The sequence below is a fragment of the Flammeovirga yaeyamensis genome (genome assembly GCF_018736045.1).
Lineage (GTDB): Bacteria > Bacteroidota > Bacteroidia > Cytophagales > Flammeovirgaceae > Flammeovirga > Flammeovirga yaeyamensis.
The window spans coordinates 3,955,305-3,971,530 of record NZ_CP076132.1; the positions used below are offsets into that span (position 1 = coordinate 3,955,305).

Annotated in this window: 18 protein-coding genes; 8 read left to right on the forward strand and 10 right to left on the reverse strand. The window is 34.0% G+C overall.

All coding sequences use genetic code 11. The features are described from left to right. The first annotated feature begins 244 nt into the window (after positions 1-244). Positions 245-1,921, forward strand: coding sequence for a 2-oxo acid dehydrogenase subunit E2 (locus KMW28_RS15565; RefSeq protein ID WP_169662642.1), 1,677 nt, complete (start codon positions 245-247; stop codon positions 1,919-1,921). Between the two features lie 317 nt (positions 1,922-2,238). Here the strand turns inward: KMW28_RS15565 and KMW28_RS15570 are convergent, their stop codons facing one another. Beyond that, a complete protein-coding gene (locus KMW28_RS15570; protein WP_169662643.1) occupies positions 2,239-3,336 on the reverse strand; it encodes a S41 family peptidase in 1,098 nt (365 codons plus the stop codon). 3 nt (positions 3,337-3,339) lie between these two features. Then, positions 3,340-4,212 (reverse strand): hypothetical protein, encoded by an 873-nt coding sequence (locus KMW28_RS15575; RefSeq protein ID WP_169662644.1) that lies wholly within the window; start codon positions 4,210-4,212, stop codon positions 3,340-3,342. Positions 4,213-4,409: 197 nt separating this feature from the next. On the opposite strand from KMW28_RS15575, the gene KMW28_RS15580 reads away from it, so the two are divergent. From KMW28_RS15580 to folB, 5 genes are read left to right on the forward strand one after another with little or no spacing between them, the layout of a single operon-like run. Further along, a complete protein-coding gene (locus tag KMW28_RS15580; RefSeq protein ID WP_169662645.1) occupies positions 4,410-5,882 on the forward strand; it encodes a hypothetical protein in 1,473 nt (490 codons plus the stop codon). Continuing rightward, complete coding sequence (locus KMW28_RS15585) at positions 5,882-6,385, forward strand: hypothetical protein (RefSeq protein WP_169662646.1); 504 nt, start codon at positions 5,882-5,884, stop codon at positions 6,383-6,385. The genes KMW28_RS15580 and KMW28_RS15585 overlap by 1 nt, the downstream gene beginning before the upstream one ends. Continuing rightward, on the forward strand, positions 6,385-6,606 hold the full coding sequence (locus KMW28_RS15590; RefSeq protein WP_066204881.1) for a hypothetical protein: 222 nt from the start codon (positions 6,385-6,387) through the stop codon (positions 6,604-6,606). The genes KMW28_RS15585 and KMW28_RS15590 overlap by 1 nt, the downstream gene beginning before the upstream one ends. Before the next feature lie 44 nt (positions 6,607-6,650). Further along, entirely contained in the window at positions 6,651-7,304 is a 654-nt protein-coding gene (locus tag KMW28_RS15595) for a DivIVA domain-containing protein (RefSeq protein WP_169662647.1), read from the forward strand. Continuing rightward, complete coding sequence (folB, locus tag KMW28_RS15600; protein WP_169662648.1) at positions 7,304-7,660, forward strand: dihydroneopterin aldolase; 357 nt, start codon at positions 7,304-7,306, stop codon at positions 7,658-7,660. The genes KMW28_RS15595 and folB overlap by 1 nt, the downstream gene beginning before the upstream one ends. Here the strand turns inward: folB and KMW28_RS15605 are convergent. Continuing rightward, positions 7,647-8,549 (reverse strand): MerR family transcriptional regulator, encoded by a 903-nt coding sequence (locus tag KMW28_RS15605; protein ID WP_169662649.1) that lies wholly within the window; start codon positions 8,547-8,549, stop codon positions 7,647-7,649. The two genes, folB and KMW28_RS15605, sit on opposite strands and share 14 nt — an antisense overlap. A 51-nt stretch (positions 8,550-8,600) precedes the next feature. Here KMW28_RS15605 and KMW28_RS15610 point away from each other — a divergent pair, with 51 nt between their 5' ends. Then, entirely contained in the window at positions 8,601-9,410 is an 810-nt protein-coding gene (locus KMW28_RS15610; RefSeq protein ID WP_066204869.1) for an alpha/beta hydrolase family protein, read from the forward strand. Between the two features lie 91 nt (positions 9,411-9,501). Here KMW28_RS15610 and KMW28_RS15615 read toward each other — a convergent pair whose 3' ends face one another. From KMW28_RS15615 to KMW28_RS15635, 5 genes are all read right to left on the reverse strand, one after another. Further along, positions 9,502-10,041 (reverse strand): hypothetical protein, encoded by a 540-nt coding sequence (locus KMW28_RS15615; protein WP_169662650.1) that lies wholly within the window; start codon positions 10,039-10,041, stop codon positions 9,502-9,504. A gap of 12 nt (positions 10,042-10,053) precedes the next feature. Continuing rightward, positions 10,054-10,911: a carboxylating nicotinate-nucleotide diphosphorylase gene (nadC, locus tag KMW28_RS15620; protein ID WP_169662651.1), complete on the reverse strand. Its 858-nt coding sequence runs from the start codon at positions 10,909-10,911 to the stop codon at positions 10,054-10,056. A 405-nt stretch (positions 10,912-11,316) separates the two neighbouring features. Beyond that, the gene (locus KMW28_RS15625) at positions 11,317-12,507 is read right to left on the reverse strand and encodes a sensor histidine kinase (RefSeq protein ID WP_205958124.1); all 1,191 of its coding nucleotides are present in this window, start codon (positions 12,505-12,507) and stop codon (positions 11,317-11,319) included. Between the two features lie 6 nt (positions 12,508-12,513). Then, positions 12,514-13,023 carry a hypothetical protein gene (locus KMW28_RS15630; RefSeq protein ID WP_066204858.1) on the reverse strand — a complete coding sequence of 170 codons (510 nt, stop codon included), beginning with the start codon at positions 13,021-13,023 and terminating at the stop codon, positions 12,514-12,516. Positions 13,024-13,130: 107 nt separating this feature from the next. Next, the gene (locus tag KMW28_RS15635; protein WP_240972514.1) at positions 13,131-13,505 is read right to left on the reverse strand and encodes a hotdog fold thioesterase; all 375 of its coding nucleotides are present in this window, start codon (positions 13,503-13,505) and stop codon (positions 13,131-13,133) included. Between the two features lie 193 nt (positions 13,506-13,698). Between KMW28_RS15635 and KMW28_RS15640 the strand changes: the two genes are divergently transcribed. Further along, positions 13,699-14,349 carry a histidine phosphatase family protein gene (locus KMW28_RS15640; RefSeq protein WP_169662653.1) on the forward strand — a complete coding sequence of 217 codons (651 nt, stop codon included), beginning with the start codon at positions 13,699-13,701 and terminating at the stop codon, positions 14,347-14,349. On the opposite strand, the gene KMW28_RS15645 is transcribed toward KMW28_RS15640, so the two are convergent. Then, on the reverse strand, positions 14,346-15,014 hold the full coding sequence (locus KMW28_RS15645; protein ID WP_169662654.1) for an HAD family hydrolase: 669 nt from the start codon (positions 15,012-15,014) through the stop codon (positions 14,346-14,348). The genes KMW28_RS15640 and KMW28_RS15645 overlap by 4 nt on opposite strands. Before the next feature lie 3 nt (positions 15,015-15,017). After that, entirely contained in the window at positions 15,018-16,184 is a 1,167-nt protein-coding gene (locus KMW28_RS15650; RefSeq protein ID WP_169662655.1) for an MFS transporter, read from the reverse strand. Between the last annotated feature and the right edge of the window lie 42 nt (positions 16,185-16,226).

Below are 16,226 nucleotides of genomic sequence, written 5' to 3' on the forward strand. Positions count from 1 at the left end.
CTAGCAATTGTAATATTTCAAGTATAGACAAGAGTAAAATTTCAAGAGCTTAGCTTATTTCAAATTAATAAAAAAAATGAAAATGAACGTAAGAAATTGCTAAAAAGTTCAATGAAAATCAAAACATATAAATTTAAATGAATACTAAATCTCTAAACTTTACATAATATTTAAAATTTCTGTTTATTTTTGGCACGAAAACGAAAAATGTAGAGACAAACAAAATTAGAGTCTTAATTAGATTATGGCAGAAGTAATCAGAATGCCTAAGATGTCAGATACAATGACAGAAGGCGTGATCGCATCTTGGTTAGTAAAAGTAGGAGACGAGATTTCATCGGGCGATATCATCGCAGAAGTGGAAACAGATAAAGCCACTATGGAACTTGAAAACTACGAGGACGGCGTTTTATTATACATCGCTGTTGAAGAAAAACAGGCAGTCCCTGTTGACGGAGTTATCGCAATTGTTGGTGAAGAGGGAGAAGACTATCAATCTCTTCTAGACGGAAATACATCCGCTGCACCAGCTGAAAGTGCTCCAGCACCTGCTGCTGAAGAAGCACCTGCACCGGCTGCAGCTCCAGCTGCTGAAGCTATTGATGTATCAGGCATCAATGCAACAGTAGTGAAAATGCCGAAAATGTCAGATACAATGACTGACGGTACAATCTCTCAATGGTTAATGAAAGTTGGTGATGAAGTGAACGCGGGTGATATCCTTGCTGAAGTTCAAACTGACAAAGCAACAATGGAACTAGAGTCTTATGACGAAGGTAAACTATTGTACGTTGCTGTTGAGGACGGTGGTTCTGTTCCTGTTGATGGTGTTATCGCTATCATCGGTGAAGAAGGCGCAGACTACGAAACTTTATTAAAAGCTGAAGAGCAAAAGTCTGCAGCTCCTGCTGAGGCGGCTCCTGCTCCAGCTCCAAAAGCTGAAGCTCCAGCGGCTCAACCAGCTGCTGCCCCTGCTCAAGCACCTAAAGCAGCTCCTGCTACTGCTCCTGCAGTTGCTCAATCTAGAGAAGCTGCTCCTGCTCCAGAACACGACGGTAAAAGAGTTTTTGCTTCTCCATTGGCTAAGAAAATGGCTGAGGATAGAGGTTTTAACATCGCTATGATCCCAGGTTCAGGTGAGCACGGTAGAGTAATCAAAAGAGACGTTGAAGCGTACGTTCCTTCTCCAACTCCTGTTGCTGCCGCTGCTGCTCCAGCTGCTGCACTACCTGCAGGTGTTGAAAGTTTCGACGATCAACCGATGAATAGCATGCGTAAAGCAATTGCTAGAAATCTTACATCAAGTCAATTTGGTGCTCCTCACTTCTATTTAACAATGGATATCGACATGGACAAGGCTATGGCCGCAAGAAAGTCTATGAACGAGATTGCTGAGGCGAAGATTTCATTCAACGATATGGTAGTGAAAGCTGTTGCTACTTCATTAAAGATGCACCCATTGGTGAACTCTTTAGTCGAAGGTGATGTAATCAAAGTTGCTAATCATATCAACGTGGGTGTAGCTGTTGCTATTCCTGACGGTCTTGTTGTTCCTGTAATCAGAAACACAGACATGTTGTCTTTATCACAAATATCTTCTACTGTAAAAGATATGGCTGGTAAAGCAAAAGACAAAAAACTTGGTTTAGACGAAATGTCTGGTGCTACATTCACAATTTCAAACTTGGGTATGTTTGGCATCGAGCAATTCACTTCTATCATTAATGCTCCTGCATCTTGTATCTTAGCTGTAGGCGGTATCAAGCAAGTACCTGTTGTGAAAAACGGTCAGATCGTACCTGGTAACATCATGAAGATTACTCTTACATGTGACCACAGATCTGTAGATGGTGCTATTGGTGCAGCATTCTTGAAAACGCTGAAAGGATTAATGGAAGATCCAGTTAGAATCCTAATCTAATTTGACTTTGCCAAGCAATTAAGATAAAAATAGTCTAATCGCTATATATAGCCACTTCATTTATTTGAAGTGGCTTTTTTTTCTCTATCAGTTAAATAACACTTGATATTATTTCTGAATAAAGATTTTAATTCCACTCACCTTAAAAAGTTTCAGGTATAAAAAAACGCAACCTATTTTCATAAGTTGCGCCCTCTTAGATTTGGATCTTACGTTATTAAAGATCGTATATGTTTTAGTATTATTCGCATTTATATACACGAGTATTACATAAAAAATGTTGCCCTTTTTTATATAAAATTATAAAAAAATTCATTTTACCACGATCCATTAAAAATCTCATCTATGGCTCTTTCAATCAACGTATCTTTATTCTCTTGTGTATCAGAAGGTTGCTGAGTAACATAGATATCTGGGGGTACTCCCAGTTCATATTCTGTATTACCATCTACTGACCTAGTTTGAGTAACTGACATTCTATAATACCATCCATTTGGTAACTGACCACCTCTTGGTGCACCAAGTCCACCTCCTGTTGGTACTCCAATGATTTTTACTGGATGTAACTTTTTAACGGCTTGTAAAGCAGTCGCAAAATAAGAAGTAGCACTGTAGCAACCTCTATCCGTTAGTACAACGATTTTTCCTGGATAATGATAACCGCTTGGAGAAATATCTGCAGGAAGCCATTCATCAAAATCATTTGGTCCGGTACCTGATTTATTTCTACTATAATAAAGCGTTACATTACCTGCATCCGATGGAATAAATCTCTCGCATATCTGGAAAATATTCAATGGCGATCCTCCTCCGTTACTTCTTACATCAAAGATCATCCCCTCTGTTACATTTCGATATCTTGTAATTACATAGTCGATATCATAATTAGAAATCATAGATGAAAAACTGCTATATCTTACATAGAGGATTCCCTTGTTTTGTCCATTAACAGCTCTAACTAAAGGTACTTTATTTCCTGTAGAATCCAATTCATGAATCAAATCGTTGGTTAAAGGTCCAGTTTGGGCATAATAGCTACTTAGATAAGTATCTCGAACAATACGGACGTTATAATTAGAATCCGGAACAGCTAACTCAGGGTATCTTGACACATTAAAAGGAGAATACAAATTTACATGTCCATCTTTTAATGTGGCCATCATATCAAACATCATGATAAAGAATTCTTCCTGAGACATATTATCTGTAATCACCCCATCATAAACAGAATACACACTATCCCAATCAATATTTTTTAATTCGAAATAAGAATATTGCTCTTTCGTTTTCTGCCATAAATATTCAAAAGTTTGTCTATTTCCAGATGAAGGGTCTTTTTCAATAAACAAATTCTCACAACTACTGAAAAGAAGTGATGCAAGAATAACAGTCACTATATATACTTTATTTTTCATTTTCTACTTTCCAGTTAGGTTAAACATAAATGCGATTCCTAATCGATGAGAAGCACCTTTTGATGTTCCACTACTTCCCTCGTTTACGCCATAATATCTCCACACATAGTTAAAACGTAAAGCATTTTTGTTATGTAAGTGATAATAAAATTCCAACCTTGAACTCACTTGAACCAGGTCTCCGATAAAAGCAAAATTGTTTTTTCCTTCCCCAGAAATGAAATTAGCTCCTGTAGTAAAATTACTGATTGTATTATAGCTTGGTCGAATATATGTTCCCATAAGCGGTAAAGAGAAATTCCATAAAAAAGTAAAATCTCTATCTTTCTTTCTTAAAAACTTACCAGAAGATGGTAAGGATACATCCCAAGCAAATTGAGTTGCTAATCCAAAGCCACTTACGTATTCAAAATTTAAAGATGAATTAGTGTAGGAGAAATTACCTCGATAATTTCCTGTAAAATCTATGGCTGCACCCACTTTAAAGTGAACATTCTCCTTAGAACTAAATACTGGATTTACTTTCCAAAGAGCATGGGTATGTACAGGAACGTAATAAAAAATATTACCTCCAGCATCAGTCACCCCCGATAAATGAGTATAAAGAATACCAAAATCAAACCCTCCGTCAATTAGAAATTCAAATTTTTCAGAAGTCAGTAAATACCCTACAGACCCTCCTATTCCTCTTCCTTTATAAGTTAAAGGAGAAAAGGCTAAATCTTGGGATTTATTAGTAGGTGATAAGTTTATGCCTGCAATAAAGTAATGCTGCTTTTTAAGTGTAGGTGGGCTATCTTCCTGCCCTACTACAAATGTGGATATACCACAGAGTAACAGAAAGAAGCAACTCTTCAACAATCTATAAAAATTCATTGATTGGTAATAAGTTAGATTGAACGTGACAATTGAATGGAGTTTCAATAGCTTTAATTTATTTTTATAAGAAGGAAGAAAATTATGTATTAACTCCCCTCAGATTATTAAATTAACGAACCTTTTTGAATATTGAAAAAGAAATCTTTAATCTATTTTATTAACTTTATTAACTGCAAAGAAATCTAGCTCCTTTCATGATCAAAAACACAATTAATCTACTCTGGCTTTTACTTCTCTTTTCATTATCAACCAACGCTCAGTCAAAGCGTTACTGGAGTAATAGTTTTAATACTGATGCCAATTTGCTCTCTGGAGCCGTTGTTGGTGGAGGAAGTGGTATTGCAGCCATTTTTTACAACCCTGCTCAAATTGCTGATATCGATTATCAAAAATTTGCTATTTCTGCAAATATTTTCAGCCTATATATCTACAGGTACAACAATGCCTTAGGAGGTGGAGATGGTTACAACGATTGGAATTTCAAAGTTCAACCTCGTTTTGTCGCCTTCTTACTACGTCCTAAAAGATGGAAAAGCACTAGTATTGAATTAGCGAGTTTTACCAGAGATAAAGTATCTACAGAATTAAGGAGCAGAAATGCCCAAGAGTTGGATATTATTAAAAGTAGAACTGGTGATGAAATATATTTAGCAGATTACTATTACCGTATGAATTATGAAGATTATTGGTTAAGTATCGGTATCGCCAAAAAATTTGATGATAAATTCAGTATTGGTATTTCAGGTTACCACTCTTATGTGAGTTTTAAATATGATTATGAAATTGATACTCGGGCATTTTCTGCTGAACCCGTCACTTCTGATGATTCTTTTTACATTTCACAATACAAAAATGTTCAATCCCTATCCGGTTATTCATCCCGATTATTATTTAAGTTAGGTTTAAAATATCAATGGAGAGACTGGCAATTTGGAATGGCAGTACAAACTCCTTCTATCAACTATTTGGGTGAATCGAAAGTGTATAGAGAAGTTTCCATGCAAAATATCCATAATCAAAGTGGTGATTTATTACCCAATATGTTGGTTTCCGAATATCAAGAAGAATTACCAACAGCTCATAAAGATCCATTCAGCGTTGCTTTTGGAGCTACTTATAAACACAAAAACTCCTCTTTTTATTTTACAGGGGAATACTTTGGTAAAGTCAATAGATATAAGAAAATCGAAGATCAAGAACCTGGGCCATATGTTACCAACAACATTATCGGCATTAGAACAGATGATTGGCTAAACTACTATGCACAAAACAATGAGGTCACTAATATTGCCATAGGTTACCGTGTAAAATTGGAAGATAATATCGAAATCATGTCTGGTTTCCGAACAGATTTTGTTTACGATGATTATGATGGCGGTTTTGACAACCGTTATCCCTCAGAAATCACTTCTTTCTCTATAGACCAGTACCACGCTACTGTTGGTGGACAGTTTACCATTTTAAAAACAGATATTATTGCTGGTTTACAATATTCTTTCGCAATAGATAATAATCTAAAACAGGTGGCCAATTTTTCTGATCCTGTAGAAATAATTCCTGAACAGCGATTAGTTTTGCAAGGCGTTAGAAATAACAATATGGGAATCTACGAACACACTTTAAGTTTATTTCTAGGGTTTACTTATAACATAGGAAGACCGAATTAATGAAGTTTATAAAAAAATGCCTTCAGTTTTTTAAAAGAAATCCATCTGTAAATTATATAGATGATGAAATTGATGAACATAACATAGAAGATCAATTCCAATTATTGGAGAATGCCTACATACAACTTCATCAACAATCTCCTTTGGAAAATCTCACCACTCACTCACTATCTGATATACATGGTAATTATGCCGTTGAAGGACATAATCCTTGGGATAAGTCAAGTAAATACACAGGTGCATTAAGTATAGAAAAATTAGAGCAGAATTATTCATTTGATTGGGCAGTGGGCATTAGTAATTTGTATCAAAAGGGAGAAGGACAAATTATCTCCAATTTTTTAAAAGTAGATTTTGTTTATAAAGACAATGAACATACTTTCAAAGGCTTAGTGATCTATAAACAAATTGATGAAGAAAGCATGGAAGGTTTTTGGATAGAAGAAGGTATATTTGATGTAGGATTTGAACGCTTAACTTTAAAAAACAAAGGATTTCAATAATGAAAACCAAAGAGATTTATCAAAAACTTTTATCAGAAAAAGGAAAATCAAAGAATTTTGCCCAGTACAATAAACTGTCCGATTACCAGAAACAATGCCTTTATAATTCCAATTATTGGAGGCTTCAAACTGGTAATGAAGTAATTGCAGTTCCGGAGTCGGACGAAAATTATTGGCAAGAATTAGAGAAAAATTTTGAAAAATGTTTGGAAGAGGATTAAATTGAGAAAACTTTCTATCACTTTTTCAATTAACAAATTAGACCATGAGTATCGAACCAAACGACTTGATTAACAAAAACTTCAAGAAGAAAATTTTTGGAGGTTACGACGCAAAAGATGTTACACGATTGTTACATACTGTTGCAAAAGAAATTGAATTATTACGAGAACAAAACGACAACCTTCTTGAAGAACTTCTTGAAAACAAAAAGAGATTAGATCAATTTGAGCGTTTAGAGGAGAAAATGATTGACAGCATCAACTCTGCCGAACACGCTAAAAAAATTGCACTTAGAGAAGTTGAAAAACAAGCAGACACCATTATTGCAACTGCAAAGCAACGTGCCGAATTCATTTTAAAAGAAGCCGAAGAACGTGCTGACAATGCAATGCAGGAAGCAAAAAAACGCTATAGCAATGACATGGATAAACTGCGTAAGGACACCAAAATGATGAAACGTGATTATCAAGCAATTGATAATTATTCGGACAAATTACTTAATGCGTTAAGTGAAATGGCAGAAAAAACTTTATCTGAGGCAAGAAGATTACAGGCAATAAAAGATATGGCACACGCCGATCAGGCTTCTGTGAAAATTCAAAAAGAAAAAACGAAGGAACTAAACGAGAAGGTCTCATTAGATCCGTCTACTGAAACGAGTTTCTTTGAAGATCTAAACCTTGTTGAAAGTAAATAATGAAGAATAGTATTTCTTTAGAAGGACTAGAGTTCTTTGCTTATCACGGCTTTTTCGAAGAAGAAAGAAAAATTGGAAATAAGTATGGTGTAGATATTACTGTAGACACTAATTTTTCTAAAGCTGCAGAAGAAGATAATCTCGATAATACCATTAACTATATGGAACTATTCGAGATTATCAAAAAGCATATGGATATATCTACCAAGCTGCTTGAAACTATTGGGCAGAATATAGTAAATGATGTCTATGATAAATGGACTAATAATGTTTTGAACGTGAAAGTAGTCATCAAGAAATTTAATCCTCCTATTGGGACGATTTGCTCTTTTTCAAGCATTACTATTGAACAGTAGCCGTCACTTTAATATTTTCCAGTAATTCCATAAAGTACTGCATAGATGGCAATACTTCCATGTTATCTATCATTTTATAATCGTTACCTACAATCTGTCTACCTGTAAGTAAAATTTTAGATTGAGGAAAGGTGTTTCCTAACTTATCTATATAATCTTGCATATTCCCTATTTGAGATAAAGATGTAGAAATCGTAAGCAGGTATTCCGGTTTAAAACAATTGTACACATCAATCAGCTCATTAAAAGGTAGAGATTGACCTAAATAGATCACTCGATAACCTCTAGCACGTATCATGTAAGCGGCAAATAATAATGATATCTCATGCAACTCTCCTTCAGGTAAAAATAACATAAAGGACGGTTGTTCTGGTACATTATCCAAAATCTGTGCATCCGTAGCAACAATAATCTTTTGTCTAACAAGGTTAGATATAAAATGCTCTTGAGCAGGCGATACAGAACCTGTTAACCATAAAATACCAATTCGGCTCATAAAAGGCATCACAATATGTATCATTGTGTCTTCGAAACCTTTCTTAAGAATATTAGAAGCTATTATCTTTTCAAAATGTGCTTCGTTATATTCCAACATAGCCATGGTTAGTGCTGAAATCTGATCGAAGTTGTTTTCGTTTGTTTCAACTACTTTCAAAACTTCATCATGAATATCGTCTTGGCTTAATTTTGCAATCTTTGATATCTTGAAACCGTTATTGTTAAGTAAAGATACATTGAGCATCAATTTTAAATCGGCATCGTTATAGTATCTTATATTCGTTTCAGAACGTTTAGGGGTTATTATTTTGTATCTTTGTTCCCAAATACGGATTGTGTGAGCTTTTACACCGGTTAAATGTTCTAAATCTTTAATTGAATAGTTACTCATATAATCTGTTTTCCTAAATTTTACAACCTCTTAACATTTTGAATCAAAAAATTGTTTTACTTCTCTCAAAATATTCAAGAAAATTTTAAAGGTTTTAAGGTATTCGGTAATGGTCAAAAATTATTAATTTGTTTCCATGGCTATGGACAAACAAATGATGTTTACAACCCAATTTCTTCATACACTAACGAATATACAATTTTATCTATTAGTTTACCTTATCATTCTTCTAACGATGTGTTTGATAGAAGTTTAAGTACCAATTATCCTTTAACCGTTTATCACTTTATTATCCATTATGCTAGAGTACACAAATTTAAATCGTGGCAATTATGTGGATTCTCTATTGGGGCTCGATTAGCTTTATTCTGTTATAAACAGAATCCAAAAAAATGTGATAAATTATTTTTAATCGCTCCTGATGGCGTGGGTAGAAACTACTTTTTCCCTGCCCTTACCAATAAAATGATTAACCCTATATTTAAATTTGTCATGTCAAAAAACAAATTTTTAAGAAGGGTAATTTCCAGCATTAAATCAATTCACCTTATTTCCCCTGGTCTTGCACAGTTTGCGTTGAACAGTGTAGACTCAAAAGAAAAGTCAAAAAGAATTGCTCGTACTTGGATTTCATTAAGAAAAGCACGTTTCTCTGACAAGAAATTGAAGAAAATACTCCATAAATATCACACTCCTTTTTATTTGGTAAGTGGTGTTTCAGATAAAATCATCTCAGAATCTCGATTAAGAAGATTTACTGATTTGATGGAAGAAAAACACCACATACGTTTAAAAGGAAATCATTTTACAGTTTTAAACACGTTTTTTCAGTGGTTCGTAAAACAACCTCCCTCTATATAAAGAGTATTTGATATTTATACCTTGCATTTCAGCATATAAAAAAGAGGTTGCATTTTAGAATAATGCAACCTCTTTTTTATATCAAATTGATTTATGCTTTTGTTGAAGTTACTAAACCTTTACGCTCTAATAATTTCATCATATATTTTTCTTGATCCCCATTGAAAATAGAGAATGGCAAGTATAGAGGCATACCTAATTTAGAAGCGAAAAACTTCTGAATTTTGTTTGCTTCGATATTATCATTTCCTAAAACAATAACGAAAGCATCCTTTTTTACCTGAACTGATTTTACCATTTCCCATTTAATTGGCATACCTTCTTTCGCATTCTTTTTCATCATGATAAAACGAGAATCAATTTCATACGATAGACGCTCAAAGAATACCTTTGATTGTTCCATTTGAGTTGCTCCCATAAACTGAGCCCACCAGAACAATACATATAAAACAGAAAGGATAACACCTGTTCCGATCCACCAACCCATAGAATCTGGCCAGATCAAAGAAGGAACAATAATAATAGCAGCTGGCAAGAACCAGAACCACCATAATTCTTTCATTACACCCATTAAACCAAGTTTAACATAAGTACTTGAGTCTAACTGATATTTTTTTGTTTTGATTGTCATTTTGTTTGTTAATTATTTTACTGCTTTTAAGCTGATATCTTTACTTAAACTTGAATGTGTTAATGCACCTAGTGATATAAAATCAACACCTGTACGAGCAACGTTGGCTACATTATCTTCTGTAATACCACCAGAAGCTTCCGTTTTACATTGACCATTAACCAATAGAACGGCTGTTCTCATGGTTTCGAAGTCCATGTTGTCCAACATAATCACGTCTACTTTTGCCTCTAAAGCATCTTTCACTTCGTCTAAATTTCTAGTCTCTACTTCGATTTTAAGATCTTTATTTTTAGATGCTAGGTAAGCTTTAGTGTCTGCTACTGCTTGTTGAATACTACCGGCATAATCAATATGATTATCTTTAAGCATAACCATATCATATAGTCCAAATCGATGGTTTCTTCCACCACCTAAATGTACTGCCCATTTTTCTAGAATTCGGAAATTAGGAGTAGTCTTTCTTGTATCTAAAATTTGAGTATGCGTTCCTTCCACTAACTTCACTACTCGGTTAGTGTGTGTAGCAATACCACTCATACGTTGAATACAATTTAAAGCTAAACGCTCAGCTATTAAAATAGACTGTGCCTTACCATTAATTTCCATTATTATATCTCCATGTGTTAAGAAGTCTCCTTCTTCCACTAGTGCTTTTACCTCTAAAGATGAGTCTACAGTTTTAAAGATTCTTTCAGCAATTTCAACTCCTGCTACAATCCCTTTATCTTTAAAAATCATCTTTGCCGATTCTACTGCATCTTCAGGAACTGAAGAAAGTGTAGAATGATCTCCGTCGCCAATATCTTCATTCAAGGCGCTTTGTATGAATGAAGTAATTGCTTGTTCAGTTAAATATTTTGGTTTCACGGACACAAAAGTAATGAAATGAATTTAATAGTTCAGATCTTCTTTAGAAATGATCTAGCAAAATTTCAAAAAATTATCAATTTAAACTATCTATACCCCTTATAAAAAGAAAAAGCCATGCATTGCATCGCTTTGAAAGTAAAAAGGGTCGGTTGGAATTCTTCCATTTATAACAAGATTAGGTTTCCCAGCAAAATGTCGACCTTCCACTGTTAACATTCCGAAGAATGACTTTACCGAAGTAAAGTTGAGGCCTGCTCTTCAATAACCGGTACACCTTATATGAGTTCACGTTGAAAAATCCAATATGTGACCGACCCATTACAAAGATCATAAAATTGCTATTTAATACCAATCTTTTTGGGAACAAAATCCTTAATATAACTTACAATCTGATGCTTAAACTTACATAATTATAGGCATCATAATTCGGAATGTTGTTCCTTCCCCTAACACTGAGTCTAAAACGAATATTTTTCCTCCGTGATATTCTTCAACAATTCTTTTTACCAAAGTTAAACCTAGGCCCCATCCACGCTTCTTGGTGGTGTAACCAGGTACAAACACTTTTGATAATTTATTCTTTGGAATTCCCTTTCCTGTATCTCTAATATCAATTATCGCTGTGTTCTTATGTTGTGTCAGATGCATCTTGATATCAATTTCTCCAACACCATTCATCGCATCCACTGCATTTCTACAAAGATTTTCAATTACCCATTCAAACAAAGGTCGACTGATATTGATCTGCACCTGACTATCGATATTATATTCTACTCCCAATTTTACTTTAGAAGAAATTCGTTTGGACATATAATCCACCGCATTTCTAACACTTGGTTCCAAGTTTTTAGGCTTCAAAACAGGTTCAGATCCAATATTTGAGAACCTAGCGGTAATCATCTCCAATCGATTGACGTCTTTTTGGAGCTCTTCTATAATGCTTTGATCAAAATCTTCATCAGTTTTAAAATACTCTATCCAAGCCACTAAAGAAGAAATAGGTGTACCTAATTGGTGTGCTGTCTCCTTAGCCAATCCTGCCCAAACCTGATTTTGTTCTGCTCTTCTGGAAGTAGAAAATACTAAATATGCAGCCAATGCTAAAATACCGAATAGGGAAATTTGTAAAAGAGGTGCGAATCTCAAGTTTTTAATCAAATGAGAATCGGCATAATAGATATACTGAACTTCTCCATTATTAAAGTCTATTTTTATTGGGGCATAGGTCTGCTCCATTTCCTTAATTTTTTCAGAAAGGAAATTCAATTTTTCTTTATTCGTCAGTTCCGATGGAATCTCAAGGTTTTTAGAACTTATAGGGTACTGATTTTCGTCTGCAAGAATTACAGGAATCAAATCATTCCCTTTTATTACCTCCATTAAAAGAAAAGTAACATCAGCATTATCCTGTCCATTCATCGTGGCTAGCTTTGATTGAACTTTCGCAAAGAAATCTATTTGATCATATTCTCTTTGTCTTAATTCACTCACCAGCAATTCGGTATAAATAATTGATATCACCCCAATAATAAGACCTGTGAATACTACTAGGATTTTTAATGTGGATCGGTTAGTATATATTTTTGCTTTCAAATCGTTTTATTCAATTATCACAGATTGTATCACCTGTGTTTCTTTGGAATAATACTCAAGATATTTATTTCCTTTTAAATTTTTCTCTTTTGTGTAAAGATCTATTGCATCTACAACATTAGAAGGGTTGGGCGTAAATAATTCTCCTAAATTAATTACTGAATACACCTCTTTAAATGCTTTTTGTTCATAAGTTGAAAATAAGGAATCTTGAACAGAATGATTGCCTATCACACCAACTATTACTTTTGCTTTTTTGATTTCATTAGGGTGCGTAAAAAATAATACAGCAAGATTTCCTTCTAAAGTACCATTTGATTTTTGATTAGAAATAGAATCATACAAATGCATAAAAGCTTTTTTACTGATATCACCTTCATATTCGTATCCTTTTATCACAAACGAATCGTGTGCTCTTTCATTTATTTCAATATCAACAAAAACACCCGATAAGATTGCTATAATACCTAAAGAAATGAATCCTAAAAGAATAAATATCCACTTATTTTTACCCATAATAAAAAATTAATTTAACCTCAAAAACATGTTGATGTGCTTACATAGTTCAAAAATGAAGATTTAAAATCAATTAAAAAATTACATCAACTTAAAAAAATCATGTACTACCCCTTATTTTTCTTGGGAATAATGGCTACAGTCATTCTGGAAATGCAAATTAGGTTATCGGCCTCATCAATAATTTTTGTTTCCCAAACATGTGTATTCTTTCCTAAATGAATAGCCCTTGCTTCTCCATAGACCACTCCTTCTTTTGCACTTTTAATATGATTGGCGTTAATTTCTTGTCCAACTGCTACTTGATTTTCTGCATCAATGTGTAACATTGCCCCAACACTACACAGTGTTTCTGCCAAAACAACTGAGGCACCACCATGTAATAATCCAAAAGGCTGTTTAGTTCTATCATCCACCGGCATAACGCCTTTGATAAATCCTTCAGATGCTTCCAAAAATTCAATTCCAACATGGCCTACCATATTGTTTCTAAGTTTATTAAGAGATTTTATTGTAACTTTGTTGTTAAACATACATGCTCTATTTAATTTTTTATACTAAAACGTCTGTTTTTACGTAAAATAGTAGTGTAGTTACTATTAACTACAATTTTACAATTGTTTCACCTTTAAATCATTAACCAGATGATTTTATATTTAACGAACCAAAAAAATTATGACTACGAAACACATATATATTATCAGGCATGGAGAAACTGATTTTAATAAAAAAGGTTATGTCCAAGGAAACAGTGTCGATTCTAATTTAAATGAAACAGGAATCGAACAGTCAATTGCTTTCTTTAACAAGTACAAAAATATCGCCTTTGATAAAATTTATACTTCTTCATTAAAAAGAACTCTGCAAAGTGTTCAGCCATTTATAAATTTAAATATTCCTTTCGAACAATTATCTGGATTAAACGAAATTAGTTGGGGAGAAAAAGAAGGAAGACCTTTGACTCCTCAAGACGATTTAAACCACGAAAAATTATTAAGCGAATGGAACAGCGGCAATTATAATTATAAATTAGAAGGTGCCGAATCGCCTCACGAGGTTTCTCAAAGACAACGTTTGGCAATGCATTATATCCTATCCAATCAAGATGAAAATAATATTTTAATCTGTACTCACGGTAGAGCTATGAAAATATTGGTTTCAACATTAATGGAAGAACCATTAATGGATATGGATCAATACGAGCATTCAAATTTGGCTTTATATCACTTGGCTTATTCGAATAAAAAATTTAGAATTATTCAAGCCAACGATATCCGTCATTTATCACATATTACTGTAAATGAAAATGCTAAAAAGACGTATTAATTTAGAATTTCATCAATTAGCAGGGGCAGTTCAGACATTTTACTAATTACATGTTTAACACCCATAGAATATAAAATTTGATCATGCCCCTCCAGAATGTGAGATGCTCCTGTAAAACCAATTACATACATACCTGCGTCCACAGCTGCCTTTGCCCCACTCTTACTATCTTCAATCACTATAACTTTACTTGGATCTACTCCTATCTGTTTAGCTGCATGCAGGTAAATATCGGGAGACGGTTTTGGGTGCTCAACATCTTCAACCCCAGAAAATACTCTGTCTTCGAATTGATCTCGCAACTGACAAAAATCGACAGAATGATTGATTTGTTCTTTATAACCATTGGATATAATGGCTTTTGGTAATTGGATGGCATTAAAAGCCTCTTTTACTCCGTCAATCGCTTTTTCGTATTTGGAAGCAGAGGCCATATACAAATCGGTAATTTCTTGTACGAAATTTTCTTTTAATGGTAATTGATGTTTTTGGGATAACTCCGTCATAATACCTGAAAAAGTTTTACCTGAACACGTTTTTAAATACGTTTCCAAATCAATTTCTACCCCAAACTCTTTGATATACTTAACCATTACTTTTGCAGCAATAATTTCGCTATCTATAATCACTCCATCACAATCGGAGAAGATATAATCAAATTTCATTTTTTATTTATTGAATTTAAAAAGCATCACATATAGAAAAGCCAAAAAGCAAGCACCTGCTGATGCTAAAAATGCCCATCCTATTTGTGCTACATTATTATTATAAATTTCTGCAGATAAGAATGCTCCAACACCTATACCAATTTCCAAAGCTATATACATTGTAGCTATTGCTCTCCCTCGATGTTCAGGAGACGATCTATCTATTGTCCATGCATACACTGATGGCGAATTTGTACCAATTCCAATACCTAATAAAATAGCTGCGGCAAATAATTCGAAAGCATTTGAAGCAAAACCAATTCCTATAAGTGCCACTGTTAAAATCATAGTAGAATACTTTAATACGGTGACCCTACTGTATTTATCAGATAATTTACCCGCTGATATTCTAACTAACATAGAAGCTCCTGTGAAATATAGAAAAAATGCTCCTTTATTTTCTATCTGTAAGTGCTTACTTAGATCAGGTATCAATGTTAGAATAACTCCATAGGCTGTAGTGCAGAGAATCATGACTACAGAAGGAGGAATTGCCGACTTATCTATAATTTCATCTTTTTTAATAATAAAGTGTTCTACTTTTACTTTCTCCGGCTGAGGTAAAGTTTCTTTAAGACGCATCAAAATTAAAATGGATAAAAGAGATACAGCAGAAGAGATGTAAAACATGGTATCGAGCCCTAGATGTAATGCGATAAGTGAACCAAAGTAAGGTCCTATCCCAATTCCAGTACTAGAGAAAAAACCCAATACACCCAATGCTTCTCCTCTTCTATCAACAGGTACAATGTCTGCTAGAAAAGCAGAGGTTCCTGTTGGTTTAAACCCTGTAGAAAAACCATGTAAAAAGCGAATCACTAAAAAGCCAAATGCAGTCCCAACAATTGGATAGAACAATGTACATACACAACTTACTATAACTCCTACAAACATGACGGGTACTCTCCCCACTCGATCCGTTAGTTTCCCTGAAAAAGGTCTCGAAATACCTGCTGTTATTGTAAAAAGAGCGATAATCAACCCTTTATATTCTTCCCCTCCTAGAGAAGTTAAATAATCAGGTAATTCTGGGATGATCATATTAAAACTGGTAAAGAACAATAATGAACTTGTACACAGTAACCAGAAATTTAAGGTATATACTTTGGAAGGTGTTTGAATTGTCATGTAATCACTGAGATAATTGATGTACTCAGATAAAAAATAAAC